Consider the following 24,490-nt stretch of genomic DNA (forward strand, 5'->3'; position numbering starts at 1 on the left):
CTCGATCAAACGCATCATCACCGCGCTACGCCCAGTCCGGGATGTCATGATCCGGATCCGCGGCCAGCACGTCATGGCCGAAACACCGCTCGAGGGCGACGCCGCCGACATCGTCGCCAAACTCCAAGAGTCAGCGGGGCACTAAAGTGGCACGAGTCGGGCCGAACTCCGGGTCGTCGCGGTGGGCGTCGTACAGGGCGTTCGCCCGTGCTGCCTCGACTCGTTCCCCGGTGGTGATCGGTTGCGCCACCGGTAGTACCGCTGACGGGAGAGCTTGAGGACCCGACACGTCCCGTGACGGGGATCCCGTCAGCGGCGAGCTCTGTCACGAGCGGGTAGAGCCTTTTCCTGGCAGGTTCGCCTGCGACAGATACGCCGCTGCTCTGCGGAGGACCTCATTCTCTGCTCCAGCAGCCGGATTCGTTTGTTCGCTTCCCGCAGCGCCGCGGACTGCCCACTCGTCATGCCTAGCTTGCTGCCGTCGTCGGTATCGGCGCGGCGCATCCACTTGGTCAGAGTCGTCGGAGGCACCCCGGAGTCCTTCGCGATCTGCTCGATCGTCACACCGCTCACTCGGTCGCGGGCAACCCGGACCACGTCGTCACGGAACTCTCTCGGATAGGGCTTGGGCACGAGGCGGTGCTCTTGCCTTTCTGAGCCAGGAGCTGCAGTTGCATTTAGGTGGCATTCTGGTAGGTTTCGTGGGTGCAGCGTCGACTGCGGACCGAGGTGCTGGAAGGGGCGTCAGAGATGGCTGTCACGGGTAGGACTGTCCTGAATCACGCCGAGACCATGAAGCTTTCCACCGCTGAGCTGGTGCGTCAGTTGGCTCAGCACCTCGGTCCGAGCGTCGTCGCGGTCCTAGCTGGTGTCCGAGACAGTAAGCTGCCGCACAAGTGGGCGAAAGAAGACGGGCCCCGGCCGCGCGATGAGGCTCTTCGGAGGCTGCAGGTGGCACACCGCGCCTGGTCCGCGGTCGCGGCCTCCGAGGGTGAAAGTGTCGCGCGTGCGTGGTTCATCGGCGCTAATCCGAGGCTCAGTGAGAAGCCTCCGTTCATCGCGATTTGTGAGGGCGACTTCCGTTCGGTGATGGAAGCTGCTGCGGTATTCGTTGACGGTACGGACTAGCAGTTGACATGTAAGCGCCTGTTGTCAAGTGGCTTGGTGAGACGCCCGTTCCGATCCGTCGGGACGGGCGCCTCCTGCTTCGCGGGCTTCGGTGTTGGTGAGCGTGTCGTTAGCGACGCGCGGTCAGACTGATACACACGGGTTGGTTACCGCAGGCCGGTGATGTCGGCAGGAGCGTTCCAGCGTCTCTAGGTGTATTTCCCCGTGAGGTTGTGAACGCGGTCTGCGGGGACTTGGCCGCCGATGCCGGTGTGGGGTCGGTGGTGATTGTAGTGGTGGAGCCATGCGGTGTAGGCGGCTTCTCGTTCGGCTTCGCTGGCATAGGGTTTCGCGTAGGCCCATTCGGCGGCCAGGGTCCGGTTCAAGCGTTCGACTTTCCCGTTCGTCTGGGGCCGGTACGGCGTGGTCGTCTTGTGCTTGATCCCGGTCTCGGCGAGGGCTTGGGCGAACATCGCCGAGCGGTAGCAGGCGCCGTTGTCAGTCATCACTGCGGTCACCCGTACGCCGTGTTCGGCGAAGAACGTGTTGGCGCGGCGCCAGAACCCGGCCGCGGTCTCCTTGCGTTCGTCGTCGAGGATCTCCGAGTACGCCACCCGGGAGTGGTCGTCGACGGCGTGATGGAGGTAGCGGTAGCCACGCGAGCCCGGTGCTCCCGACCGGGCGGCCCGATCACGGACCGCACCGGCGGTACGGTCGGCGGCCGATCCGCGACCATGCACACGCCAGCCACCGCCGTCGGGGACTCGGCCCTGCTTTTTGATGTCGACGTGCACCAGTCGTCCGGGCCGGTCGACCTCATACCGTTTCGGTTGCGGTCGGCGTACCGGCAGTCCGGTGGCCTGGTCGATGTTGGCCAGCAGCGGCATCTGGTAGCGGTCGAGGACCCGGCCGACCGTTGAACGCGCAATACCCAGGTGATAGGCGATCCGGTGCGGCCCCCACCGGCGGGTGCAGCGCAGTTTGATGATCCGGCGCTCGGTGCGGCGCGGCAGCCGGGCCGGTGAATGTGCGGGCCGGGAACTGCGGTCAGTCAGGGACTCGCCGGCACGGTAGTGAATCGTCCCACCGCTTCGCCGTGGCCGGTGAACACTGGAACCGCTCGCCAGCGCGCCGCAAGGACCAACCTCGGTCCACGACCAGGGAAGCGAGGGGTCAAGCCCCGAGTAGTGGTGTAGTGCTGTGATCGTTCGTTCGTGGTGGTTAGGCGCTGAGTTCGGCGGTGGTGTCGGTGTTCACCTCGGTTCCGGTGTCGGTGACGGCGGTGAGCCGGCTTTTGGCGAGGATGTCCAGACCAAGGTAGCGGCGGCCTTCGGCCCATTCGTCGGTTTGCTCGGCCAGAACGGCGCCAACGAGCCGGATGATCGCTGCGCGGTTGGGGAAGATCCCGACGCTGTCTGTGCGGCGCCGGATCTCGCGGTTGAGGCGTTCGTTGGGGTTGTTCGACCAGATCTGCTGCCAGAGGCCTTCGGGGCATTCGGTGAAGGCCAGGATGTCGGTGCGGGCGCCGTCAAGATGGTCGTGCGCGTCAGGGAGTCTGGTGTCGACGTAGTCCAGGAGGCGGTCGAACTGGGCGTTGACCGCGTCGGCGTCGGGCTGGTCGTCGACCGAGTGCAGCATCGCTTTGACTGCCGGCCACAAGGTTTTCGGGGTCACGCTCATCAGGTTCGCCGCGTAGTGAGTGCGGCACCGTTGCCATGCTGCTCCGGGCAGGTTCGCCGCGATCGCTTCCACGAGACCGGCGTGGGCGTCGCTGGTGACCAGGCGTACCCCGCTCAGGCCGCGGGCGACCAGGTCAGCAAAGAACGTATTCCATGCCACCGCGGTTTCGGCAGTGGCCACCTGCAGACCCAGGACCTCGCGGCGGCCGTCGGCGTTGACCCCGGTCGCGACCAGCACGACCGCGTTGACCACGCGCCCACCTTCACGGACCTTCATCGTCAACGCGTCCGCGGCTAGGAAGGTGAACGGGCCTGCCTCGCTGAGGGGCCGGTGCCGGAACTGCTCGACGTGCTCATCGAGGTCAGCAGCCATGCGGGAGACCTGTGACTTGGAGAGGGCGTTGATCCCGAGGGTTTCGACGAGCTTGTCCATGCGGCGAGTGGACACCCCAGCGAGATAGCAGTCGGCGACCACGGTGATCAACGCCGACTCGGCGCGTTTGCGGCGTTCGAGCAGCCATTCCGGGAAGTAGGTGCCTTGCCGCAGTTTCGGGACTGCGACATCGATCGTGCCGACCCGGGTATCGAGGGCGCGATGGCGCTATCCGTTGCGCTGGTTGGTGCGCACGGTGCTGCGTTGGCCCCCTTCGGCGCCGCACACGGCGCCGGCGTCGGCCGAGAGCAGGGCGTTGATCATGGTTTGCAGTAGCTCGCGCATCAAGTCCGGCGACGCATCGGCCAGAGCTTGGCTGAGAAGGCCGGCAGGGTCGACAATATGAGGTGCGGTCATCGTGATGACTCCATTCGAGTGGGTTGTAGGAGATTCCTCGAAGGATCACACGGTGACCGCTCCCGATCCGAGCAACGACACGCTGCTCGTCACGGTCCAGGTCACCGGGCTACACCACCCTATGGGGCACTACTCATCGTGCACCACTTCTCCGCGAACTCCTCGAACCTCGCCCTCGCGGCGGCCTCGGTCGGTGCCGTGTAGACAGGCTTGAGGTCGCGGGCGATCTGGTCCCAGTACTTCCGCGACGCGAACTTGAACGTGTTGCGAATCAGGTGGATGATGCACGTCTGCACGACCGCGAGCTCCCACGTCGTGTTGATCGACTCCGGCAGCCCCTTCAGCCCGTCGCAGACGACGATGCACACGTCCTCGACGCCGCGGTTCTTGATCTCGGTGAGCACGCCGAGCCAGAACTTCGCGCCCTCACCGCCGTCGCCGGCCCAGATGCCCAGGATGTCGCGTTCTCCGGCCGTGGTGACGCCCACAGCGACGTAGAACGGTTTGTTGCGCACCTGCCCGTCCCGGACCTTCACCACGATCGCGTCGATGAAGATCACTGGGTAGACCCGATCCAGCGGCCGGTTCTGCCACTCGGTCATCTCCTCGATGACCTTGTCGGTGATCTTCGAGATCGTGTCCTTGCTGACGCTGGCGCCATAGACGTCGTCGAAGTGCGCCGCGACCTCACCCGTGGTCAGCCCGCGTGCGGTCAGCGACAGCACGATCTCGTCGATCCCGTCCAATCGGCGCTGCCGCTTCTTCACGATCTTGGGCTGGAACGACCCATCACGATCCCGGGGGACCTCGATCTCGACCGGTCCGATCTCGGTCAGCACCGTCTTCGAGCGCGTGCCGTTGCGAGCGTTGCTGCTGTCAGTGATCTCGTGCTTCTCATACCCGAGGTGCTCGGTCATCTCCGCCTCGAGCGCGGTCTCGAGCACTGTCTTCGTGAGCCCGCCCAGCAGGCCTCCCGGCCCGACGAGGCTAACGCCTTGTTCCTTCGCCTGCGCAAGCAACTGCTCGGCGACCTGTTGCTGATCGATGATCTCTCCCGTCACAGGATCGATCATCTCGATGGTCTGGCTCAAAGCCCTTCCTTTCGGTCAGGCCAGTCCCAGATCCACCGTTTTCCCGACAGTCCCGCGCGTTAACTTGGTCCCCTTGTCGGTGCGCGCCTATTGCATGGAATGGAACGTGGGGGAGAGAGCGGTGAACAGCGCTGCGTGTGCTGATGCCAGCTTGGCGTAGTCAAGCTTGTCGGGTCCGGGGTGCAGTATCTCTGGAGCGCCTCGATTCGCGAGGGGCTGTGGGACGTCATCGCCGACGGCGCGGAGGGCGCTGACAGCGGCCCCGAAGGCGGATACCTCATCGCTGGTCTCGGTCGGAAACACCGGGCGATCCAGCACATCCGCAAGAACCCGCCGCCACAACATCGAACGAGCACCGCCGCCCGTAACGGGTATAGGCTCACCGTTATTCGGGACGGCATCCAGCAGCCGGTCGAACGCGAACGCCACGCCTTCCAGCATCGCCCGATATAACTGGTCCGGCCGGGTTGTATCGGTGATCCCGATAAGCGCGCCGCGGATCAGCGGATCGCGCACCGGAAACCGCTCTCCTTGTAGGGACGGCAGCGCCAGTAGTCCGCTGGGGCCGGTATCAGCGAGCCGATCCGCGTCGTTCAAGGACATACCTGGCAGGTGGGTTCGGCGTGACCAATCGGCTGCGGCGCCCGCGCTCAGAACGGCCCCAACTACGAGCTGCCGACCATGCTCGGGGAGCAGCAATCGGTGCGCTGCGGCCGGTACGGGCATCTCCGGCGTCACGATCGCCAGCCAGCCGCTGGTGCCCAGGTACACGTAGCCGCGATGTAACTCGTCGCCGACTATGCCGGTGGTGGTGCTGACCGCGTCGCCGGGCGCCAGGACCACTGGAATCCCTTGCGGCAGACCGATCTCGCGAGCAGAGTGCGAGGTGATGGTGCCGATCACAGTCTGGCCGTCGACCAGGCTCGGCAGTGCTTCGTGCAGCGCGAGCGCGTCCACCGCGGTTGACCACCACTGGCGCCGGTCGGCTTCGAGCAGCCCGGTAGCTGAGGCGGTAGTGAGATCACAACAGCTATTGCCGGTCAGTCGCCATCCGAGGTAGCCCGCAGCACCCAAAAAAATCTGCTTGGTGCGATCAAGGCTCTCCGGCTCGTGCTCGCGCATCCATAGGAGCTTCGCAGGCAGGCTAGTGGCGTCCTGCTGATTACCGGTCGCGTGCGTCCACCCCGGACCGAGCAGATGATGTGCCTCGGTCAGCTGGCCGTGCGCCCGGGGGTCACTATAGAGGATTGCCGGACGCAGGGCCGCCCCATCGCTGCCCATACAAACGAGATTCTGCATCTGCCCGGTCAGCCCTAGCAGGCGGACTCGTTTCACGTCTGGTCCGCACTGCCACAGCGCCTCAATGGCGGCGCTCCACCAGTCTTCCGACTCCTGCTCGCCGTAGGCGCTGGGCACTTCGCTGCGCCCTTTCGCCAAAATCTCTCCCCGCGCGTCCAGCAGAAGTGCTTTCACCGCAGAAGTGCCGACGTCCACCGCAGCCGTCCAGCTAGTCATAGCAACTTATCTACCACAGGCCCGAATGCGCCCGCGCGAGTGTGGGGTTGGCCCTCGTCCTTTCGTGGGCGATGGTGGGCACCTACTACTCGGTCCGCGCGCGGGCTTGCCATGACCATGACGTCTCGCTTGTTTCGCGTTCTGTCCGGATCGTCACCTGTGCGCCTGCGATCGTAGTGCGGTCGAAAACGAGCGGATGGTTATCGGTGTCGTAGGTGACCCGCTCACTGAGGTAGACGGGACTACCGACCTGGATTCCGAGGTGCCGCGCGGGCTCCGCGGTGGCCAGCGCGGGCCACACGTCCTCGATGCTTCGGGAGACGGCTAGACCGGCGCACTCGGCGAGCGCGCCGTGCACGGTCGCCTCGTTGAAGTCCACATCGCTAATGGTCCTGGCGTACGCCTCAGGAACCCACGATATCCGGTGTAGCGCAGGTGTTCCGTCCGCGATGCACAGGCGCTCGATGCACATAGCATCGAGCTCGCTCGGGAGACGCAGAGCCGCACGCACAGTTGTCGACGGCCGTCGGTAGCTGAGGCGGAGTAGCCGCGTCTCCAGTTCGACGCCTCGGCTGCGCAGATCGTCGGTCATACTGTCCGGCGGCCGGCGCGCGTGAGCGAGCTTCTGTGGAGCGATGAAGGTGCCGCGACCGGGCTGTTGGACCACGAGGCCTTCGTCGCTGAGCACCTGCAGCGCTTGCCGCAAGGTCATGAGAGTGACCCCGTACGACGCGCTGAGTTCCCGCTGGGAGGGGAGCGCATCACCGGGGCGGTAGTCGCCCCGGCGGATCGCCGTCGCCAGATCGTCCCGTATCTGTTCGTACTTGGGTATACGGCGCCCGGAGTCCTCCGCGCCGGGAAGTGGTCGATCTCGCGTAGCCCCCATCGCCACCGCTCTCTTCCGCAGTCGTGCCGCCAGTCGTGCGCTTCAGCCCGATGTGGGTCCAACCAGTCTACCGCGCAGGAGTTAACCCGCATCCTTACATCGGTGAATTCGACTCGCCTAGCCTAAAGTAGGAAGAAAGGTGCTCTCACCTGCGATAATTGGAGTTGCGACACATCCGATTACGTCAGAGCGAGGAGTACCTTTCTGGCGAGCAACTCTACCGTGTTCTACCCACACATCCACGCCACCGGCGACGGCGAGAACCTCGTGTCCCACGCCGGAACGATCCTGCTGACCCGAACCGTCGAGGTTAGCGGCCTCGCAGCAGAACTGACGACCGCACTCGGGCCGTGGCGTAAACCGTTCGCGATCCATGACCCGGGCAAGACTATCGCCGACCTCGCCGTCGCGTTGGTCGCCGGTGGTGACTGCCTCGCCGACATCGCCACCATCCGCGGACGCCCCGACACCTTCGGCCACGTCGCCTCCGACCCGACTGTCTCCCGCCTGATCTCGGCCCTGGCGAAGTCGCCGGTCCGGGCGTTGTCGGCGATCGCCGCTGCTCGAGCAGCAACTCGAGCACGCGTGTGGTCGCTGGCCGGCACTACTGCGCCGAACCACGGGATCTCGGCGCGCAATCCGCTGGTCATCGATCTCGATGCGACGCTAGTCACCGCGCACTCGGACAAATAATCCGCGGCAGGAAACTATAAGGGCGGCTACGGATTTCATCCGATGACTGCGTTCATCGGCCACGGTCCCGGAGCGACCGGCGAAGCCGGAGCGATCCTGCTAAGACCCGGGAACGCCGGATCGAACCGCCGCCGACCGCATCACCACCACCCGGCAGGTGTTGGCGCAGATCCCCGACCTACCGCCTCGTCCCGGCCGCAGGATTCTGATCCGCACCGATTCGGCCGGCGCCAGCCACGACTTCCTCGACTACCTGCGCAAACAGCGCGTCTCCTACTCCGTCGGATTCGGTCTCGACGCCCGGTTGGGTGAGGTCATCGACCGACTCCCGACGCAGGCGTGGACCCCGGCGTACGACAGCGACGGTGCCCCTCGAGAGGGTGCTGACGTCGCCGAGTTGACCGGGGTCATCGACCTGTCGGGGTGGCCGCCGGGGATCCGGGTGTTCGTGCGGCGGGAGACGCCGCACCCTGGTGCGCAACTACGGATCACTGACCGCAGCGGGTGGCGGCTGACCGCGTTCGCCACGAACACCACGAGCGGGCAGCTCGCGGATCTGGAACTGCGGCATCGCCGACGCGCTCGGTGCGAAGACCGGATCCGGCAGGGCAAGGACTGTGGCCTGCTGAACCTGCCGTTGGTCTCGTTCGCGCAGAATCAGGTGTGGATGGCGATCGTGACACCGGCGATCGATCGGAACGCGTGGATGCAGATGTTGGCGTTGACCAGCACGAACGCGCGTACCTGGGAGCTGAAGACGCTGCGCCTTCGGTTGTTCGCGATCGCGGCCCGGATCGCTCGCCACGCCCGTCAGCGACGACTACGGTTCGACGCTCGCGCCAAGCACACTGGCCTGCTGATCGCCGGACTCGCTCGCCTCGACGGCTACCAGAACAGCACCTGACCAGAGTGCCCCGACATATCTGAACGATCTGAAAGAGACCCTCCGGGCCCGTGAAACCCGGCCGCGATCCGGCGGCACCCGGCCAGTCTGTCGTACCCAACCTGCACAATCAGCGCCGCCGCAATCGATCCGAACCGCTCAGGCCGGGAGCAGCACCAGACGAAAGATCGAGGTTAACGCGCTTGCAACGATGATGCGAGATGACAATGGAGGTGGGGGCGCGACCGGCTGCACCGACGTCGGTCGGACGCCGACGTGCGGGCACTGCTTGACGGTCCGGCAGGCTACGGATAGATTGTGGACAGTTCTAGAACTCTTTGAATGGTGCTGCCAGTGCCACGGGGAGACGGGGAATGGCGCGCGGCGATGAGGAGGGCTCGTATGTCAACCGTGGTTCGCCATGCCTACGCGGAGCGACGACACACGTACGTGGACGTTTTCGACCCTCGGGTCCAGAGGCAAGGTCAAGGCCCTGATGCGATCACTCCGATTCTGTTGGTTCACGGCGGATACTGGCGCCCCCGGTACTCGAGTAGCTATCTGTCGCCCTTTGCCAAAGCTCTTGCGGCGAAGGGATACCGGGTGGGTAACTCCGAGTATCGCCGCATACCCGGTTGTCCTGACATTTATGTGAAGGACGTGATAGCGGCGGCTGAATGGTTTGCAGAACACGCAGGCGCCGCCCCGTTGCTCGTCGGGCATTCTGTGGGCGCGCAGTTGGCCATTATGGCGTGTAGCGCGGGAGCGCCTGCTCGGGCGGTGCTTCTACTCGCTCCGGTATGCGATCTCCGGTCAGCACGCCATCTCGCAATCAGTGACAACGCCGTGACTCAGTATCTCGGCGCCCATAGGATCAACGATTGGGATCCTCGGTTGGTCACCACGCCGGTGCGGGAAATAGCAATACATAGCCCAGTCGATCTGGCTTCGCCCATAGAGCAGTCGAGATCACGCGCGGTCGCTGGCAGATGCGAATTGATCGAGGTCGAGAACTCGGGCCACTACGGGGTGGTCAATCCGCTCGACATGGCATTCACTGTCACTCTGCGAGCGATCAAGAATTTGACTAGACAATATCCGGTAGCATGAAGGTTGGCCAGTTGTCATCGATAGTCGGTATCACATACAGGCTGGGCAATGAGAAACTCAGCGCGTCCGAAGTGGTTGCGGAGGCCTCGAAAGCCGCGTCCGGGCAGGCTGTAGACCCCGGACAGTTCGTTGATGAGAAGGCGTTACGCTGGGTATACGTCGAGCCCTCCGCCGATCCGGAACCGCTGCTACGCAGCGCTGTGGGCGAACTCCTGGAGAGATTCCCGGTGGCGCATCAGATCGAGACGGTCATCTACGGTGGCCAGATCGACCACGACTCTCGTGGAGCTATCCCGTTCAAATTGGCCCACGAGATCGGAGTGCCGTCGACATGCCGGGTGATGTGGCACTTCGTCGGCTGCGGGACCGCACTTTCCGCCGTAGACCTGGCAGCCAACATCACCGCCCCCGAGTCGTACGCCCTGATTCTGCTCAATTGCGTGGTGGATACTTCGGTGCACCCGCGGGTAATGGCGGACATGCTGTGTGGGGATGCGGTGATGGCGATCTTGTTGGGGCCTGGGGACACCGGATGGAGTATTCGTAAGTATGCGACCAGTAATTTACTGAAGAACCATAGTTTCGCCCTCGTCGAGGGAGTCTCGCAGGACTCGCTTGAGGTACTCGCCGCTGGGGTTGATCACGTCAAGGCACACCATCCGCCCGCTGAGCTGGCTCGTATCGATGGCCTGTTTCCGGTATTCAACGGCTTCGCCAACTGGTCGCTGTTCTCACGTCGGTTGGGTATCGATCAGAAAGTCATCCGCACCGACAACACCTACGACGGAGCGCACATCGACAGTATCGATCCCGTTCGTGCATTCGCGGATTACGTCGCGACGACACCGCGCGGGATCGACACGGCGCTTCTCTACGCGCAGACATTGGGCAATACCTTCCACACGCTGCTGCTGGAAAGGAACGAAAACGATTGAGGCTCAACGAGTTTCTGTTCACAGCCTGCGCCGACGACAATGCTCCCGCGTTCGCGGATGGCGCGGCGGCCTGCTCGCGAGGCGAGTTCTTGGGCGCCGTTGCCTCCTGGCAAGCGGTACTACACGAGCGGGGGGTCGAGGCGGGGGACGTGGTTGCGATCTGCGGTCCTAAGGATCTGCGATCCGTGGCGCTCATCTACGCTTGCGTTCTGTCCGGAATAGTCTGGGCGCCCTTGGATGAGCACGCGCCCAAAGCGCGGCTTCAGAAGATCCTCAACGATTGCACACCCCGAGCTCTCTACGATGCCAGAAGGCATCGGGACGGGCCGCTCGACGACCGGGCTATCGCGCTGATGGCGCCCTACGCGGCATCCGATTCGAACACAGTGGTTCGTGCGCTGATCGACGACGACGCTCCGGCGTATCTGATATACACCAGCGGCAGTACCGGTACCCCCAAGGGGGTTCTCGTATCGCGGCGAGCGCTGGCCCTCTTCCTCATCAATGCTATTGCAGCTGTTGGCTACTCGGACGCTACCCGTTTCCTGAGTTTCTTCCCACTGCACTTCGATCCGGTGCTGATGGAGATCTTCGGTCCGTGGATCACCGGGGGGTGGTGTCAACTGTTCCCGGGTATGAAGGCGCCTAACGACCTGCTGTTCGCGTTGGCGGAATCGCATATCACGGACCTGTCGTGCACGCCGAACGTCATAGATTTGCTCACGAGTAGATTCAGCGCCTATCGCGATATCGACCTGCCGAGTCTGCAAACAATATGGATGGGCGGCGATAAGCCGAACCCCGCGGCGGTCGCCCGATTCCGCGATCGCTACCCGCATGTGCGGCTGTACAACGGTTATGGTCCGACCGAGTGCGTGGTCGCCTGCGCGCTCCAACGCATACCCGATTCGGTGGACGCCGATTCCGACCTCGCGATCGGCGTCCCCTTTCCCGGTGTGTCCTTCCGCCTCGAAGGCGTGGATGACGGCGCGGACGGAACCGGTCATCTTCTGATCGGCGGAGGTCAACAGATGATCGGCTACTACGGTGATGACGAGCGCACCTCCGCTGCTTTCTGGGAGGATAGGGAATCAGCGCTGCGCTACTACCGCACCGGTGACCTGTTTGAACGAATTGACGGCCAGTATTTCTTCCGTGGCCGCATGTCGCGTATGTTCAAGATCCGAGGATTCCGTGCTGATCCCTCGGAGATCGAGGCGGCGATTCTAGCTGCTCAGGAGAATACGGTGCGGGTGCACGTCCACCTCGTCGATGCGGTGGTTCCTTATATTCGCGCTGAGATCGAGACGCAAGAACGTTCGCCCAACAGTGATCGGCTGGCGGATCGGATCGCCGAGATGCTGCCTAGCTATATGCACCCCGAAGCTTTCCGTTATTGGCAGACATTCCCTTTGCTGACCAACGGCAAGATCGACTACAAGACGATGGAGCTCGATTGATGAGTATTACTATTCCGCCGGCGTGGTACAACCTGGCTGCAGATATGCCGGAACTCTCTGCACCGTACAAGATCCCGGGCAGCGGAGAGGACGTCGATGCCGCCGAGTTAGAGGGCTTATTTCCCGCAGGCGTGATCGATCAGGAGTTCAATACCTCTGATCGCTATATCGAGATTCCGGAAAACGTCTTGGAGTTCTACGCGAAATGGAGGCCCACCCCGTTCGTTCGCGCCAGCTCCTTCGAGAAGGCGATCGGAACCAAGGCGCGCATCTACTACAAGTACGAGGGCGCTTCTCCCATTGGCAGCCATAAGGCGAATTCCGGTGTGGCGCAAGCATATTTCGCTAAGCAGTCGGGGGTGAAGCGGGTGTACTCCGAAACTGGCGCCGGACAGTGGGGCAGTGCCATCGCGATGGGGAGCGCCTTCTTCGGGCTCGATGCGCAGGTGTTCATGGTGGGTGGCAGCTACGACGGTAAAGCTAGTCGCCGCATTCTCATGGAGTCGTTCGGGGCGAAGGTAGATCGCAGTCCCACCTCCCAGACCGCGGCGGGGCGCGCTGTGTTCGATGTGGACCCGATGAACTCCGGCAACCTGGGGCTGGCGATCGCCGAAGCAGTCGAGGCCGCGAAGGCTGACCCCGAGGGTGCGTACGCGATGGGCAGCGCTTTCAACTTCGTCTGCCTACACCAGACGGTGATAGGCCAGGAACTCAAGCAGCAGCTCCGCGCCGCGAACATCTCGCCCGACTACCTAGTGTCGTGCATCGGTGGCGGCAGCAGCTTCGCTGGGCTTGTCTTCCCGTTCGTCGCCGACGATCAGGCCCCGGAATTCGTTGCGGTGGAGTCGTCCGCGGTGCCGAAGGTGACTCGCGGCCGGTTCGCCTACGACCACGGCGATACGGCGGGAACGACACCGTTACTACGGATGTACACCCTCGGTCACCAGTTCGCCGCGCCGTCGATTCATGCCGGTGGCCTGCGCTATCACGGTCTGTCGAGCCAGGTTAGTGAGTTGATCCACCGAGGTGGCGCGCAGGCGGTCGCTGTCGGGCAGAAGGAGATCTTTGATGCAGCGATGCTCTTCGCGAAATCTGAGGGACTGATTCCCGCGCCAGAATCGGCGCATTCCATCGCTGCGGTCATCGACTTGGCGAAGAAGCACTCTGACGAGCCGAAGGACATCGTGTTCTGCTTGACTGGCCACGGCTTCTTCGACCTGACTGCCTACTCCAAGCATCTCAATGGTGAGATTGAGGACTCCGCTGTGGTGCCGGGGTCTATCGAGGAGTCACTCGAGAAGATCCCCACGCTATGACGACACAGGTGGAGGCCGGATCTCCGGCGCGTAGCGCGGCTGTCGTGACCTTCGGAGATTTCGATCAATTGTCCGGCAAGATGGCGCACGGTGTCGTGAGCTACTGCCCGTGGGTGCACCACGTGGTGGATCCGGCGTTCGCTGGGCGCTCAGCCCGCGATGTAGTTCCCCACCTGAAACGTGATGTGCCGATCGTTGCCTCCATCGAGGAGCTACCAGCGGGGACCGAAGAACTCGTCTTGGGTGGTGCGCCTCCCGGTGGGGACCTCAGTGTTCGGCATCGTACCGACATCGCGAACTGGATCGCGGCCGGATATCGCGTTGTCAGCGGGCATCACCCGAGTGCGGGCGATGTCGAGTCGCCCAGTTTCGTGCGGTTGCGCGAGGCTGAGCGGTTCCGCAGTGTCGGCCGCGGCGCCGGCGTCAGCGTTACTAAGCCGGTGGTGCTGATGGTTGGAAATGACTGTGCCACGGGGAAGATGACTGCCGCCTTGGAACTGAAGGCGGCACTGTCGGCTGAAGGGACGCGCACGGCATTCGTCGCAACCGGGCAGACCGGCATGTACATCAGTGGTCGGGGTGTGCCGATCGATGCTGTCAGCGCGGACTTCGCGGCTGGCGCCATCGAATCCGAGGTGCTGGCCGCGACCGACGACGATGCGGTCGATGCCGTGCTCGTCGAGGGCCAGGGGGCGATCTTCCATCCCGCGTACTCGGGTGTCACTCTGAGCCTGCTCCACGGTTCCGCGCCCTCAGCTCTCGTGATGTGCATCGACCTCGACCGCTTGGAGCTGAAGTATTTCGGCCATCCGTCGGTGGACGTGGTGGAACATGTCGCTGTGCTTGAGGCGCTGAGCCGTCACCAGCGTGGTGCCATTGTCGAGTGCTTTATTGTGATCGGTCAGCGGCATAACTCGCGGAGCGTTGCCGATCTCGAGAAGGCCACGGGGCGACCTGTGTTCCCGCAAACGTCGGAGGGATACCGGCGCGCTGCGAAGTTCTTGGCTTCGGGGCCGGCATGAAGGTAACCTTCGATTGGACTGCCGCCACTCTGGAACATCCATTTGTGGTGTCCCACACAGTGGTCGATACGATCGAGACGGTGCGATGCACCATTGACGCAGGCGCGTATGGCGTAGGGCGCGGCGTGTCCACGTTCGGACCGTGGGCGGACACGACTGTCACATCGCTACGTCGTGGAGAGACTGTCACGGCCGAGACGCTCGAATGTCTCACGACCTTTGTGGATGTTACTGACGTGACGGCGTTCGGCGCAAGACTGCGCCGGTCCGGCGAGGTGCCCGCGGGGCTCCGCGCCGCTGTCGAAATGGCCGCCCTCGACCTCGTCTGCCAAGCTTCCGAGCTCCCACTCGCGGAGATTCTCGGGGCACCTGAGTCTGCGGTGCTGCCGATCTTGACGACCGTCTCGGTCGGGGCGCTCGATTCGGCAACCGCGAGGGGGAGGCTGAAAGTCAAGGTGGACAACGCTACCGTCGACCTGCACCTCGACCGCCTCGCGGTCCTGGCGGAGGAGAGTGAACTCATCGTCTTCGACGGGAACCGAAGTCTCGACGACTCCAGGTTCGCTGCTCTGGCTAGGGCGATTGCCGGTCGCGGACAGGTCTACTTCGAGGACCCGACCGCCACTCCGGCCACATGGGCGACGGTCGCGCCTTCGCCCGATTCTGTCTTCATCGAAGACGAGAGCGTGCACTGCGCCGCCGACGCCACGTCCGCACTTCGTAGAGGACATGGGATCAATATCAAGGCACTCAAGTTCGGCGGTGTGCTGTCGGCGCGAGACTGTTTCGAGTACGCACGCCACACGCATCCACACCAGCCCCGCATGGTGAGCTGCTTCGTCGAAGAGCCTGAGATGATCGCGCTGTCGGCCACGGTCTGCGGGGGTTACGCGGACATCGTCGATCTCGACGGTCACCGGATTCTCGCATCAACGGAAGCTGTAACAGCGAACGCAGCATTGGAGGTGAACGGATCATGGGTCGGTTTGCCGATACTGGCATCGAGCTGAATGAGTACGAGAGCTATCTGCGACTGGAGGAATTGCTTTCGCTACAGAGCCCGACCGGCGTTGATCAGGCGGCGGCGGAGACCTTGTTCATTACTGTCCATCAAGCCTGTGAGCTCAATTTCCATGCTCTCATCGCGACGGTGAATGTCCTCATCGGCGAGATGGACGCCGACGACTACAGCGCAGCGATCGGACGCGTCAAGATCATCAATGCCCTGATTGAAAGCGTTGTGGCACAGACACGTACGCTCAATCAGCTCAGCACTCCGGACTTTTTCGAGTTCCGGCCCTTGTTGGGTTCTGCGAGTGGTTTCCAGTCGGTCCAATTCCAGATCCTCCAGGTTCTGCTGTCCGGGGCCGATGAGCAACGTCTCGCGCAGCTCACCCGTGCAGGGGCTGGCATCAACGACGAAGTGCATCGCGTCGCGGCCAGTGGCCGATCGGTCGTCGACTCGCTCGACCGATGTCGGCGCCGATCCACAACTCATTCCTGGTCGGAAATTTTGTCCACTTCCGCCGCGGGCGTGCAGACTCATCCCGGCCTGCGCGCGCTCGCCTCGGCGTTGATCGATACCGACACCCTGTGGTTCGAGTGGAAGGCGATGCATTTCAATCTCGTCGGACGTCACCTGGGATTCGGTACGACCGGTACTGGCGGGACCGAGAACAGCTTTCTCCTTAAGAGCCTGGCGGCTCGGTTGTTTCCGACATTGTGGGAGCCGAGAACGTGAGCGTAGACAGTCAGATCTCCAATGTCGGTAGGTTGGCCCTGATCTCCCAGCAGGATCGCCTGTTCGAGTCCGATCCTGAACCGGTGATGGCCAGCCCACGGTCGTTGCTCAAACCTCTTCAGGTTGCCGCCTTGCTTCGAATGTCGCGGTCGCTGACCGACGAGCAGGTCGCGATGGCGGTGTCCTCGCACAACGGCGAACCCACACACCTCGAGCTGATTGCGGAGTTGGCCGATGCTACGGGCGTGGACTTGGCGGCGATTCCCGTCCAACCTCATCGCCCGCTGATCGGAGAGCTCGGGATCGACACCCGTTGCGGCTCCTCCGCAAAGGCGGCGAATCCCTGTGCGGGCAAACATATCCTGGCTGCGCACTGCACCCGTCTCGCGGGTGCCGACTACCTGGAGTTCGGGGGCCTGGTTGAGCTGACTTGCCGGCAGTACATCCGCGAGGCATGCCGGATTAGTAGGGACTTGACGCCGGTTCGCGACGGATGCGGGTTCCCCACCTACGCGCTCACCATCAGCGAAATGGCCACCGGGCTGCGTTCGCTTCTGGTCAGTGAAGAACGCCACGATGTGGCGGTGGTCCGGTCACTGGCAGCGCATCCGTACCTTGTTGGTGGTGGTGGGCGCGCTGTCACAAACGAAGTGCTCTCAGGTGGGGCACTGTTCGCGAAAGACGGCGTCGGTGGCCTTTTTGCCGTCGCCTACTTCGACGGTGCGGTTGCCGTCGGAGGTGCGGTTCGTGATGACCAGGTGACTCTGGGCTCTGCGCTGCAGGAGGCGCGGGCCAGCGCGAGGAGGCTGATCGCGTGAAGTTCGATCTGTTCTCCAGCTTGGAACAAGGTATAGATGCTCAAGGCGATCTTCGGGTACCGGCGGACACTCTGCGCGACTATCTTCGCACGGTCGAGGTCGCCGAAGCGTGCCGTTACTGGTGCTCCTGGACGGCGGAAAGCCACTACAGCACGCTTGAGCAGCGGCGACTTCTAGGCGGTGCCGCGGAAATTCCCCATTGGCCTGCTGAGATCTGCGCGAATACGGACTTCTTCAGCCTCGCGATCGCCGCGGCCTCGAACCATCCTAGTATCGACTTCGGCAGTGCGATCACGAATATCGTAGCCGCGGGCGGGCCGGTGATCGCGGCAGAGCGTATCCACCTACTCGACGCGCTCGCTTCCGCAAGGGCGCTTCCCAATACGTTCCATATCGGAATGGCAGGCGGTCGATTCGACTACCTCTACCGGATCGCCGGGCTGGTGCCCCGTGACCAGGCCGAAGAGCGCCAATGGAATGCGGTGAAATCGGCGATTGCGGCCGAAGCCTTCGAGATCGTTGTACGGCTGATGCAGGGCGATGCACTCGGCAGCGACGAGCTCACCGACCGCTTTCTCGATGAACCGGATACAGGTGTACGGCATCGGGTCGGTCGGCGGTGGACGTTCGAGACCACCCGCGTGGCGCAGTCTCCGGCTACCGACCGGATTCAGCTGTACGCCGCCTCGCACAACCGAGAACTCTACACCGAACTCAATCAGTACCGGCCGGTCCGGGCATTGAACTTGAGTATCACTCCCAGCGCTGAGATCGACCGCAACCAGCACCATCTCGCTCGCATCTACCATCCGGACGGCGGTGCGTGGGTGCGTGAGTATCTGCCGCAGACTGTGCTCGTATTCCTTGACACTGATCGCGATGTTGCTCGCCGGACTGCGGAGACGAAACTCGCTCGCTACTGGTCCGCCATGCTGGGCACCGTCGCGCAGAGCAAAGTCGACGATTCCGCGTCGAATGCGCTCGTCGGCACGCCCGCCGATGTGGCTGAGCAGATCGTCGGCCGCTACCACCCCGACGACCGGCTGATGCTGTGGTTCGACTTCCAATACCGAGAACTGGGCGAGGTTCACGACGCGGTGCGGAGATTCGCGGCCGAGGTCGTTCCCCTTCTGCCGGAGGCCTATCAGAGAGGAGCACTTCGTGGGAGCCAGTAAGACGTCTGCATCAGTGCCGCAATGGCCCGCCGCGCGTGCGGATCAGTGGGAGGCCACCGGGGAGATCGCGCCCGATGAGTGGAAACTACTCGTCGAGTCGACCGGCCCGCGCACAGGGCTGACGGGCTTCGCCGACGCGGTGCAGCGGCTCAGTGACCAAGGGCTGGGTGACGGCACCCTCGCAGCGATCGCGATCGACCACATCTGCGCGCATCTGATGGCGTCGGCGAGCACCGGTGTCACTGTGTTGCCGCACAAGCGACGAGCCCTCGGGGTCACGGAGATCAGTAGCGGTAGCAATCTGGCGCAGATTACCTCGAGGATTACCCAGGACGGAAAGCTGCACTGCCACAAGGCGTACATCTCCAATGCGCACGTCGCGAACAGCGTTCTGCTCCTCGCCGTTGACGAGCGGCTCCCGGCAGGTGCGGAAGGTGGCAATCTGTGGCGGATGACTTTGCTGGAAGTGCCCGCCGACAGGCTCGATATCGCGGCGGAGGCGCAACCTGTCTTCCCTGCGATGGCGCTGTGCACCGTAGACAGCGCGGGAGTGCAGGTGGACTCGTCCTGGGAGATCGGGTCGAGGGGGCGGGCTCTCGCGTACGTCCAAAGGGGCCTGGTCTACGAGCGGCTTGTGATCTGTGTGCTCAGTGTCGCTCTGTCGACGCGGTTGCTGGCCCGCGTCGACGATGAATTCGGCGTTCACGGCGAGTCGCGCCGTGGCGGCTTCTTCGCTACCGGTTTGCGTGAGTCCTCGCTGCATCGACATTGCCTTGCGACGTTCCGGGCGCGGCATGTGGTTGTCCGTGCCGCGGTCACGGATCTCGTGAGTAGATTCGACGCCGAGCAGCGCGCCGACCCAGGCGAGGTGGCGGCGGTCAAAGTCGATGCGTCCCAATCCGTGCTCGACCTCGCCCGGTGGGTGCAGTCGCTGTACGGAGCGCAGGGCTGGAGCATCAATCCGATGGAGAATTCGGCACGGTGGCTCACTATCGCCGGTGGGGTCAACGACATGCTCCTCGACGACCTCGTGCGTCACGACCAGAACAGACAAGGAAGCTCACAATGACAGCGATGAACAAGGACATGCTCGACCAGGTATTCGGCTGTGCCGCCGAATCGTTCGGACCTCCGCACGGCCGCACGGATGCAGCGTCAGTCACCTCCCTGGAAGAGGTCTTCGCCGTCAACTCGATGAAGCTCATCGATTTCGTGGACCGGGTCGAACAGCGCTTCGGTATCGAGCTTCCCGCGACCAAACTAACGAGCGAGAACGTACTCAACGTCCCGAACCTGCTGGCGCTCATCGATTTCGCTCGGGGGCGCTGTGACGCTTGATACCGTGCAGTTCCGGGCTGCCACGGCGGAGGACGCGGAGGAACTTCTCAAGCTCCAATACCTTTGCTATCAGAGCGAAGCGGCCCTCTACGGTTACGACATTCAACCGCTCACCCAGAGGTTGTCCGAGGTCGCACGTGAGATCGCTGAGCAATTGTCGTTCGTTGCGACGCTCGATGGCCTGATCGTTGGCGGGGTGCGGTGTCGTGTCGCCGAGGGAGATGTGGTTCTCGGCAAACTGGTCACTCATCCCCGGGCCCAGCGCAGAGGCATTGGATCGCAACTCATGGCGCACGTTGAGAATGCTGCGCGCGACATCCCCGAGGTTCACGCGATCACCCTGTTCACCGGCTCCCGCAGCACCGACAACCTTCGATTCTACCAGCGCCGCGGTTACCAGGTGACCCACACGGACAACGCAATGACGTGGATGAGGAAGAGCATTGACTGACGCTAACGGCTCACCCAGCAAGCTGAGGTACGTCGGCTTGCTGACCGCGCTCGTATTCTTCGTTGCGACTGCCGAGTTCGCCGTCATTGGCCTGGATGATCAGATCGCCGCCGATCTCGGCTTCGCCGACACCAGTATCGGCTATGTGGTCTCGGCATACGCGGTGGGCATGATTGTCGGTGGTCCGCTGCTAGTGGTGACTCCGGCGGCTCGGCGTGCGAATCCGACCATGCTTCTGACCGCGCTGACGGTGGCCTACGCCATGCTGACGATTCTCGCGTCGGTGGCTCCCAGCCTTGCGCTGCTCGTCGTCGCCCGTGCCGTTGCGGGGGCCTTCGGCTCTGCAGTAATTGGTTCGTGCATGGCTTACGGCGCCCGCGTGGCGACGGAATCGGAGCGCGGCGCGGCGCAGGCATGGGTTCTCAGCGGGTTGTCATTTGGCACGACCTTCGGTCTTCCGATCGCTGCGTTTCTCTCCACTGTCTATTCGTGGCGGACGATTCTTCTTCTCGTCGGCGCTGGCGTGCTGATCGTCGGTCTGGCCGCAGCCAAGATCGTGCCGGTCCACTTCGTTCCAGATGAAAGGGCACAAGACCGGGTCTCCCCGCGACCCAGGTTTGCTGCGACCGCCCTGCGGTTCGCCACCAGTTCTTTCGTCACCGCTGCGGTGTTCTCCGTCTTCTCCTCGGCCGCAGTACTGTTGCGGTCGGTCGGGTTCGCTGACCAGCGCCAGGCCGTGGTGCTCTTCGGCTACGGTCTGGCTACCATCGTTGGAACGGTGATGGTGGGCGCCCTCATCGCGAAGGCCGGTGAGGAGCGTGTCACAGCGATCGGCACCGCACTACTCACCCTTCTGCTCCTCGGCGCCGCAATTCTCAGCGCCTTGACCGCCGTTGAGTTGGTCATCTTCTTCGTGCTACTCGGCGTGACGGGTGTGTCGATGAATCCCGCTTTCGCCGTTCGGGTGATGAAGACCGGCGGTGTTGGCGTTGTCGTGAACACACTGCATTCGTCGGTCATCAACTGCGGAATCGTCGTCGGCGGAGTCATCGCGGGCGCGGTCACCCGCAGTGATGGCCGTAACTCAGCCCTTTTCGTCATCGCCGCTGCGCTAGCCGGCGCCGCGCTGCTTACTGTCCTTGCCGCGGGGAAGCGGCCTACCGATCAGAGGAGTCCAGACAATGTCCGCACCTAGAGTTGCCGCATTTATTCCCGCGTTTCACGGGAACAGCTACGCGAAGTACCGAGACGTCGTTGTAGAAGTCGAGCAACTCGGCGTCGACGTCGTTCTGACGACCGACCACTTTTTCCCGCAACGCGGCAATCCGGATGGACCCAACTTCGAGTGCTGGAGTCTGCTCTCGGCGTGGTCGGAAGCGACCAGCAACGTCGAGATCGGTGCGCTGGTGTCGTCCATCGGCTATCGGAACCCGGATCTGGTAGCCGACATGGCACGCACGATTGACCACATCAGCGATGGACGACTTATCCTGGGGCTCGGGTCGGGCTGGATGGAGCGCGACTACCTCGAGTACGGATACGATTTCGGTACGGCGGGAAAGAGGCTCGACTATCTCGCGGAGGCAATCCCGCGAATCAAACGTCGTCTGGGTAAGCTCAATCCGCCTCCGACTCGGCGTCTACCGATTCTCATCGGCGGGGGAGGAGTCAAGAAGACGCTGCGTATCACCGCCGAACATGCCGATATTTGGCACTTCTTCGTCGACGTGGATTCGTACAGGGAGAAGGCCGCAATTCTGGCCGACCACTGTGCTGCGGTCGGCCGCGACCCCGATGAGATCGAACACTGTGCCGAGGTATCGGAAGCACCCGACCCGATGGACTTTACTCACCGAATCCACGATGCTGGAGTCAATCTCATCAGTGTCGCCGTCGAGGCGCCCGACTTCGATACCGCACTACTTAAGCAGGTATTGCAGTGGCGGGACCGGCTTTCCTCGGAGGTCTGATCGTGTCTGTCAGAATTCCTGTCTCTTCCGGGCCGGGTCGAGAGTGCATGACCGGATTCAGGTCTGACGCGGCGAGCCACAGGATGTGGGTGGAACACGGTCATCTCGCTCCCCTATGGCGTGTTGCTAAGCGGTTTTCGGGTGCTGCTCGGTCACGCTTGATGTGTGTCTCGTGATGTGATTTCTGATCAGGTGAAGCGCCCTGGGTTTCGTTCCGTGGTTAGACGGTCGCGGGCGCGGTCGTCTGTGGGTGAGTGTAGGACGCTTCGACTTCGGCCGGGGTGCGATAATTGAATGGCTCGTGGAGCCGTTTGGTGTTCCACCAGTTGACCCAGTCCAGGGTCGCGATTTCTATTGCGGTCACGGTTGGCCAGGTGCGGTGACGGTGGATCAGTTCTGCCTTGTAGAGACCATTGACGGTCTCGGCGAGGGCGTTATCGTAACTGTCTCCGACGGTCCCGACGGATGCTTTGACTCCGGCCGTGATCAGCGCGTCCGAGTAGGCCAACGAGACGTATTGACTGCCGCGATCGCTGTGATGGACCAAGCCGCCGCTGGAGGACTCGGCGCGCGTGCTCAGCAGGGCGTGCTCGAGAGCCTGCAGCGGCAGAACCTCAGTGTGCAGACTGGCCGCGACAGCCCACCCAGCAATCCGGCGGGTGCAGACGTCGGTGATGAACGCGGTGTAGCAGAACCCGGTTGGAATGCGCACGTAGGTGATGTCCGCGACCCAGAGCTGGTTCGGGCCGAGCGCGGTGAAGTCCCGCTCGACGAGGTCAGGGCGATGATCGGGTGCTTCCGAGGGCGTTGTCGTGAGAGCTTTGCGGCCACGGCGAACTCCTTCCAGGCCCGCGACTTTCATCAGTCTGGCGGTCTGGTCCCGGCCGATGTCCCATCCGGCTCGGCGCATCGCATGGTGCATCTTGCGATACCCGTAGACGCCGTAGTTCTCGGCGTGGATCCTTCCGATCTCGCCAATCAACACCTCGTCACGGACCTCCCGGGCAGCAGGTGGACGATGCTTTGCGGCCCGGTAGCCGCGAGAGGTGAGGAACCCACAGTCTGTCGCTTTGAGTACGCGGCAGATGGCCTCGACCCCGAACTGGCCACGGTGCATGTCAATGAACCGGATCATTTCGTTGTGGGGCGGTCGAGCTCCGCGGCGAAAAACGCAGATGCCTTCTTCAGTATCTCGTTCGCACGTCGAGACTCGGCGAGCTCACGCCGTAGCCTGCGATTCTCCTCCTCGAGCGATCCCTGCGGACCGGACGTGGCCTCGGCGGGACCGTAACGGTTGCACCAGATCCGCAGCGTCTCCGTGGCGACGCCGAGTTGGGGCGCCACGGCACGGATCGATTCCGATCTCGGGCCCCCTTCGAGGGCCTGTCTGTCCCGACTCGTGCCACTTTAGTGCCCCGCTGACTCTTGGAGTTTGGCGACGATGTCGGCGGCGTCGCCCTCGAGCGGTGTTTCGGCCATGACGTGCTGGCCGCGGATCCGGATCATGACATCCCGGACTGGGCGTAGCGCGGTGATGATGCGTTTGATCGAGTAGCCGGAAGTCTCGGTCAGGTGTCGGGTGACTGCGAGTGCGGCAAACACGATCGTCAGGTGTGCCTCGATCGAGTCACGCTCGTGATGGAACATCGGCCGCGCTTTCAGATCGGTCTTGGCCATCCGAAACGATGCCTCGACCTTGAACAGATCATGATAGGCGGCCACGACCTTGTCACCAGCGAGTTTCTCAGTGGAGATGCTGGTGACGTAGCCCTTCAGCCCGAGGTACGAGCGGGCCTTCTCCACGGCATCCCAGTTCACGCCGGGTCGGGTGCCGAGGGAGACGAACCGGTCCTTCTTTGGCGGCCGTCGTCCTTCGGCGATGTCTTGCGCGCGCTCGATCTGCTTGTTGAGGGTGATGTTGTCGCGGCGTTCGCGGGCCCGCGAGTAGTGCCACACCACGCGCCGAGTCCGCTTCGCCTGGCCGGTTCCCATCTCCCGGGTGGTCTCGACGGTGGCGCCATCGGCGAAGAAGTTCCCGACCCGGTCGTAGTGGTCGGCCAGATCCCTTGGGGCTGAACCGGTGCGGGATCCGACGATGAAGTCGAACCCGGCCTCCTCGAGCGCGTTGAGGTTCGCTGCCGAAAGCATGCCGGCGTCAGCGACAACGACCACGTCGGCTCGTCCGTGCCGTTCGCGGAACCCGTTCAACACAGGAAGCAGGGTCGTCGTCTCACCGCGGTTGCCGGCGAAAGCGTGTACTTCCAGCGGGAACCCGGTCGGGTCGACCAGCAAGCCGACGAGGATCTGCGGATCGACTCGCCGTTCCTTGCTCATCCCGACCTTGCGGAGCCGGTCTTCGTTCTCGGCCTCGAAGTACAAGGTGGTCACGTCGTACATCACGATCGACAGCGCGCCGTCGGCGGTGACGTGCGCGAACGCTGCCGCGGCGAGCTGGCTGCGCCAGTCCTCGGCGATGCTGCGATTGAGCGTGCGCCAGATCGTCCGCAGCG

General features: G+C 63.3%; 20 protein-coding genes, 4 pseudogenes and 1 other annotated feature. Of the genes and pseudogenes, 15 read left to right on the plus strand and 9 right to left on the minus strand.

All coding sequences use genetic code 11. From position 1 onward, the window contains the following. Nucleotides 1-309 precede the first annotated feature (309 nt). From ACJMNC_RS16165 to ACJMNC_RS16190, 6 genes and pseudogenes are all read right to left on the minus strand, one after another. Nucleotides 310-633 (minus strand): transposase, encoded by a 324-nt coding sequence (locus ACJMNC_RS16165; protein ID WP_408948991.1) that lies wholly within the window; start codon nt 631-633, stop codon nt 310-312. A 683-nt stretch (nt 634-1,316) separates the two neighbouring features. Next, a pseudogene (locus ACJMNC_RS16170) lies at nt 1,317-2,268 on the minus strand (IS481 family transposase). A gap of 60 nt (nt 2,269-2,328) precedes the next feature. Next, a pseudogene (locus ACJMNC_RS16175) lies at nt 2,329-3,576 on the minus strand (IS256 family transposase). Nucleotides 3,577-3,719: 143 nt separating this feature from the next. Continuing rightward, nucleotides 3,720-4,649: pseudogene (locus ACJMNC_RS16180) on the minus strand (IS256 family transposase); the annotation flags it as partial. 105 nt (nt 4,650-4,754) lie between these two features. Next, nucleotides 4,755-6,182, minus strand: coding sequence for a xylulokinase (locus ACJMNC_RS16185; protein WP_408948992.1), 1,428 nt, complete (start codon nt 6,180-6,182; stop codon nt 4,755-4,757). A gap of 85 nt (nt 6,183-6,267) precedes the next feature. Next, nucleotides 6,268-7,068: a GntR family transcriptional regulator gene (locus ACJMNC_RS16190; RefSeq protein WP_408949030.1), complete on the minus strand. Its 801-nt coding sequence runs from the start codon at nt 7,066-7,068 to the stop codon at nt 6,268-6,270. 204 nt (nt 7,069-7,272) lie between these two features. On the opposite strand from ACJMNC_RS16190, the pseudogene ACJMNC_RS16195 reads away from it, so the two are divergent. The 15 genes and pseudogenes from ACJMNC_RS16195 (at nt 7,273) to ACJMNC_RS16265 (ending at nt 21,980) form a co-directional block, all read left to right on the plus strand. Further along, nucleotides 7,273-8,665, plus strand: a pseudogene (locus ACJMNC_RS16195) (IS1380 family transposase). Nucleotides 8,666-9,046: 381 nt separating this feature from the next. Then, entirely contained in the window at nt 9,047-9,754 is a 708-nt protein-coding gene (locus ACJMNC_RS16200; RefSeq protein WP_408948993.1) for an alpha/beta hydrolase, read from the plus strand. Beyond that, entirely contained in the window at nt 9,751-10,689 is a 939-nt protein-coding gene (locus ACJMNC_RS16205; protein ID WP_408948994.1) for a hypothetical protein, read from the plus strand. The genes ACJMNC_RS16200 and ACJMNC_RS16205 overlap by 4 nt, the downstream gene beginning before the upstream one ends. Next, nucleotides 10,686-12,149, plus strand: coding sequence for an AMP-binding protein (locus ACJMNC_RS16210; protein WP_408948995.1), 1,464 nt, complete (start codon nt 10,686-10,688; stop codon nt 12,147-12,149). Before ACJMNC_RS16205 ends, ACJMNC_RS16210 begins: the two co-directional genes overlap by 4 nt. Continuing rightward, nucleotides 12,149-13,465: a TrpB-like pyridoxal phosphate-dependent enzyme gene (locus tag ACJMNC_RS16215; protein ID WP_408948996.1), complete on the plus strand. Its 1,317-nt coding sequence runs from the start codon at nt 12,149-12,151 to the stop codon at nt 13,463-13,465. Before ACJMNC_RS16210 ends, ACJMNC_RS16215 begins: the two co-directional genes overlap by 1 nt. Continuing rightward, nucleotides 13,462-14,487, plus strand: a complete 1,026-nt coding sequence (locus ACJMNC_RS16220) for a DUF1611 domain-containing protein (RefSeq protein WP_408948997.1) — start codon at nt 13,462-13,464, stop codon at nt 14,485-14,487. Before ACJMNC_RS16215 ends, ACJMNC_RS16220 begins: the two co-directional genes overlap by 4 nt. Next, the gene (locus tag ACJMNC_RS16225; RefSeq protein WP_408948998.1) at nt 14,484-15,497 is read left to right on the plus strand and encodes an enolase C-terminal domain-like protein; all 1,014 of its coding nucleotides are present in this window, start codon (nt 14,484-14,486) and stop codon (nt 15,495-15,497) included. Before ACJMNC_RS16220 ends, ACJMNC_RS16225 begins: the two co-directional genes overlap by 4 nt. Then, a complete protein-coding gene (locus ACJMNC_RS16230; protein ID WP_408948999.1) occupies nt 15,464-16,228 on the plus strand; it encodes a tryptophan 2,3-dioxygenase family protein in 765 nt (254 codons plus the stop codon). The genes ACJMNC_RS16225 and ACJMNC_RS16230 overlap by 34 nt, the downstream gene beginning before the upstream one ends. Beyond that, on the plus strand, nt 16,225-17,046 hold the full coding sequence (locus tag ACJMNC_RS16235) for an asparaginase (RefSeq protein ID WP_408949000.1): 822 nt from the start codon (nt 16,225-16,227) through the stop codon (nt 17,044-17,046). The genes ACJMNC_RS16230 and ACJMNC_RS16235 overlap by 4 nt, the downstream gene beginning before the upstream one ends. Continuing rightward, nucleotides 17,043-18,221 (plus strand): hypothetical protein, encoded by a 1,179-nt coding sequence (locus ACJMNC_RS16240; protein ID WP_408949001.1) that lies wholly within the window; start codon nt 17,043-17,045, stop codon nt 18,219-18,221. The genes ACJMNC_RS16235 and ACJMNC_RS16240 overlap by 4 nt, the downstream gene beginning before the upstream one ends. Then, nucleotides 18,208-19,290 (plus strand): acyl-CoA dehydrogenase family protein, encoded by a 1,083-nt coding sequence (locus tag ACJMNC_RS16245; protein WP_408949002.1) that lies wholly within the window; start codon nt 18,208-18,210, stop codon nt 19,288-19,290. Before ACJMNC_RS16240 ends, ACJMNC_RS16245 begins: the two co-directional genes overlap by 14 nt. Nucleotides 19,291-19,295: 5 nt before the next feature. Then, nucleotides 19,296-19,559: an acyl carrier protein gene (locus tag ACJMNC_RS16250; RefSeq protein ID WP_408949003.1), complete on the plus strand. Its 264-nt coding sequence runs from the start codon at nt 19,296-19,298 to the stop codon at nt 19,557-19,559. Further along, the gene (locus ACJMNC_RS16255; protein WP_408949004.1) at nt 19,549-20,010 is read left to right on the plus strand and encodes a GNAT family N-acetyltransferase; all 462 of its coding nucleotides are present in this window, start codon (nt 19,549-19,551) and stop codon (nt 20,008-20,010) included. Before ACJMNC_RS16250 ends, ACJMNC_RS16255 begins: the two co-directional genes overlap by 11 nt. 37 nt (nt 20,011-20,047) lie before the next feature. After that, a complete protein-coding gene (locus ACJMNC_RS16260; RefSeq protein WP_408949005.1) occupies nt 20,048-21,205 on the plus strand; it encodes an MFS transporter in 1,158 nt (385 codons plus the stop codon). Further along, entirely contained in the window at nt 21,192-21,980 is a 789-nt protein-coding gene (locus tag ACJMNC_RS16265; protein ID WP_408949006.1) for an LLM class F420-dependent oxidoreductase, read from the plus strand. The genes ACJMNC_RS16260 and ACJMNC_RS16265 overlap by 14 nt, the downstream gene beginning before the upstream one ends. 220 nt (nt 21,981-22,200) lie before the next feature. Here ACJMNC_RS16265 and ACJMNC_RS16270 read toward each other — a convergent pair whose 3' ends face one another. From ACJMNC_RS16270 to ACJMNC_RS16280, 3 genes are all read right to left on the minus strand, one after another. Then, nucleotides 22,201-23,157 carry an IS3 family transposase gene (locus tag ACJMNC_RS16270; RefSeq protein ID WP_408949031.1) on the minus strand — a complete coding sequence of 319 codons (957 nt, stop codon included), beginning with the start codon at nt 23,155-23,157 and terminating at the stop codon, nt 22,201-22,203. Beyond that, nucleotides 23,030-23,154, minus strand: a sequence feature (AL1L pseudoknot). Its footprint overlaps the gene before it by 125 nt. Further along, on the minus strand, nt 23,112-23,333 hold the full coding sequence (locus tag ACJMNC_RS16275) for a hypothetical protein (protein WP_408949032.1): 222 nt from the start codon (nt 23,331-23,333) through the stop codon (nt 23,112-23,114). The genes ACJMNC_RS16270 and ACJMNC_RS16275 overlap by 46 nt, the downstream gene beginning before the upstream one ends. Before the next feature lie 54 nt (nt 23,334-23,387). Then, nucleotides 23,388-24,490, minus strand: a 1,103-nt coding sequence (locus tag ACJMNC_RS16280; RefSeq protein WP_408949007.1) for an IS1634 family transposase, incomplete at its 5' end; no start/stop codon positions are given.

The organism is Gordonia sp. VNK21 (genome assembly GCF_046098115.1).
Classification (GTDB): Bacteria; Actinomycetota; Actinomycetes; order Mycobacteriales; family Mycobacteriaceae; genus Gordonia.

What these genes read in the sequence shown, in the direction of transcription:
- ACJMNC_RS16185 (WP_408948992.1), bottom strand. Translation starts at nt 6,182, where the DNA reads ATGACTAGCTGGACGGCTGCGGTGGACGTCGGCACTTCTGCGGTGAAA.
- ACJMNC_RS16190 (WP_408949030.1), bottom strand. Translation starts at nt 7,068, where the DNA reads ATGGGGGCTACGCGAGATCGACCACTTCCCGGCGCGGAGGACTCCGGG.
- ACJMNC_RS16200 (WP_408948993.1), top strand. Translation starts at nt 9,047, where the DNA reads ATGTCAACCGTGGTTCGCCATGCCTACGCGGAGCGACGACACACGTAC.
- ACJMNC_RS16205 (WP_408948994.1), top strand. Translation starts at nt 9,751, where the DNA reads ATGAAGGTTGGCCAGTTGTCATCGATAGTCGGTATCACATACAGGCTG.
- ACJMNC_RS16215 (WP_408948996.1), top strand. Translation starts at nt 12,149, where the DNA reads ATGAGTATTACTATTCCGCCGGCGTGGTACAACCTGGCTGCAGATATG.
- ACJMNC_RS16220 (WP_408948997.1), top strand. Translation starts at nt 13,462, where the DNA reads ATGACGACACAGGTGGAGGCCGGATCTCCGGCGCGTAGCGCGGCTGTC.
- ACJMNC_RS16225 (WP_408948998.1), top strand. Translation starts at nt 14,484, where the DNA reads ATGAAGGTAACCTTCGATTGGACTGCCGCCACTCTGGAACATCCATTT.
- ACJMNC_RS16230 (WP_408948999.1), top strand. Translation starts at nt 15,464, where the DNA reads ATGGGTCGGTTTGCCGATACTGGCATCGAGCTGAATGAGTACGAGAGC.
- ACJMNC_RS16250 (WP_408949003.1), top strand. Translation starts at nt 19,296, where the DNA reads ATGAACAAGGACATGCTCGACCAGGTATTCGGCTGTGCCGCCGAATCG.
- ACJMNC_RS16265 (WP_408949006.1), top strand. Translation starts at nt 21,192, where the DNA reads ATGTCCGCACCTAGAGTTGCCGCATTTATTCCCGCGTTTCACGGGAAC.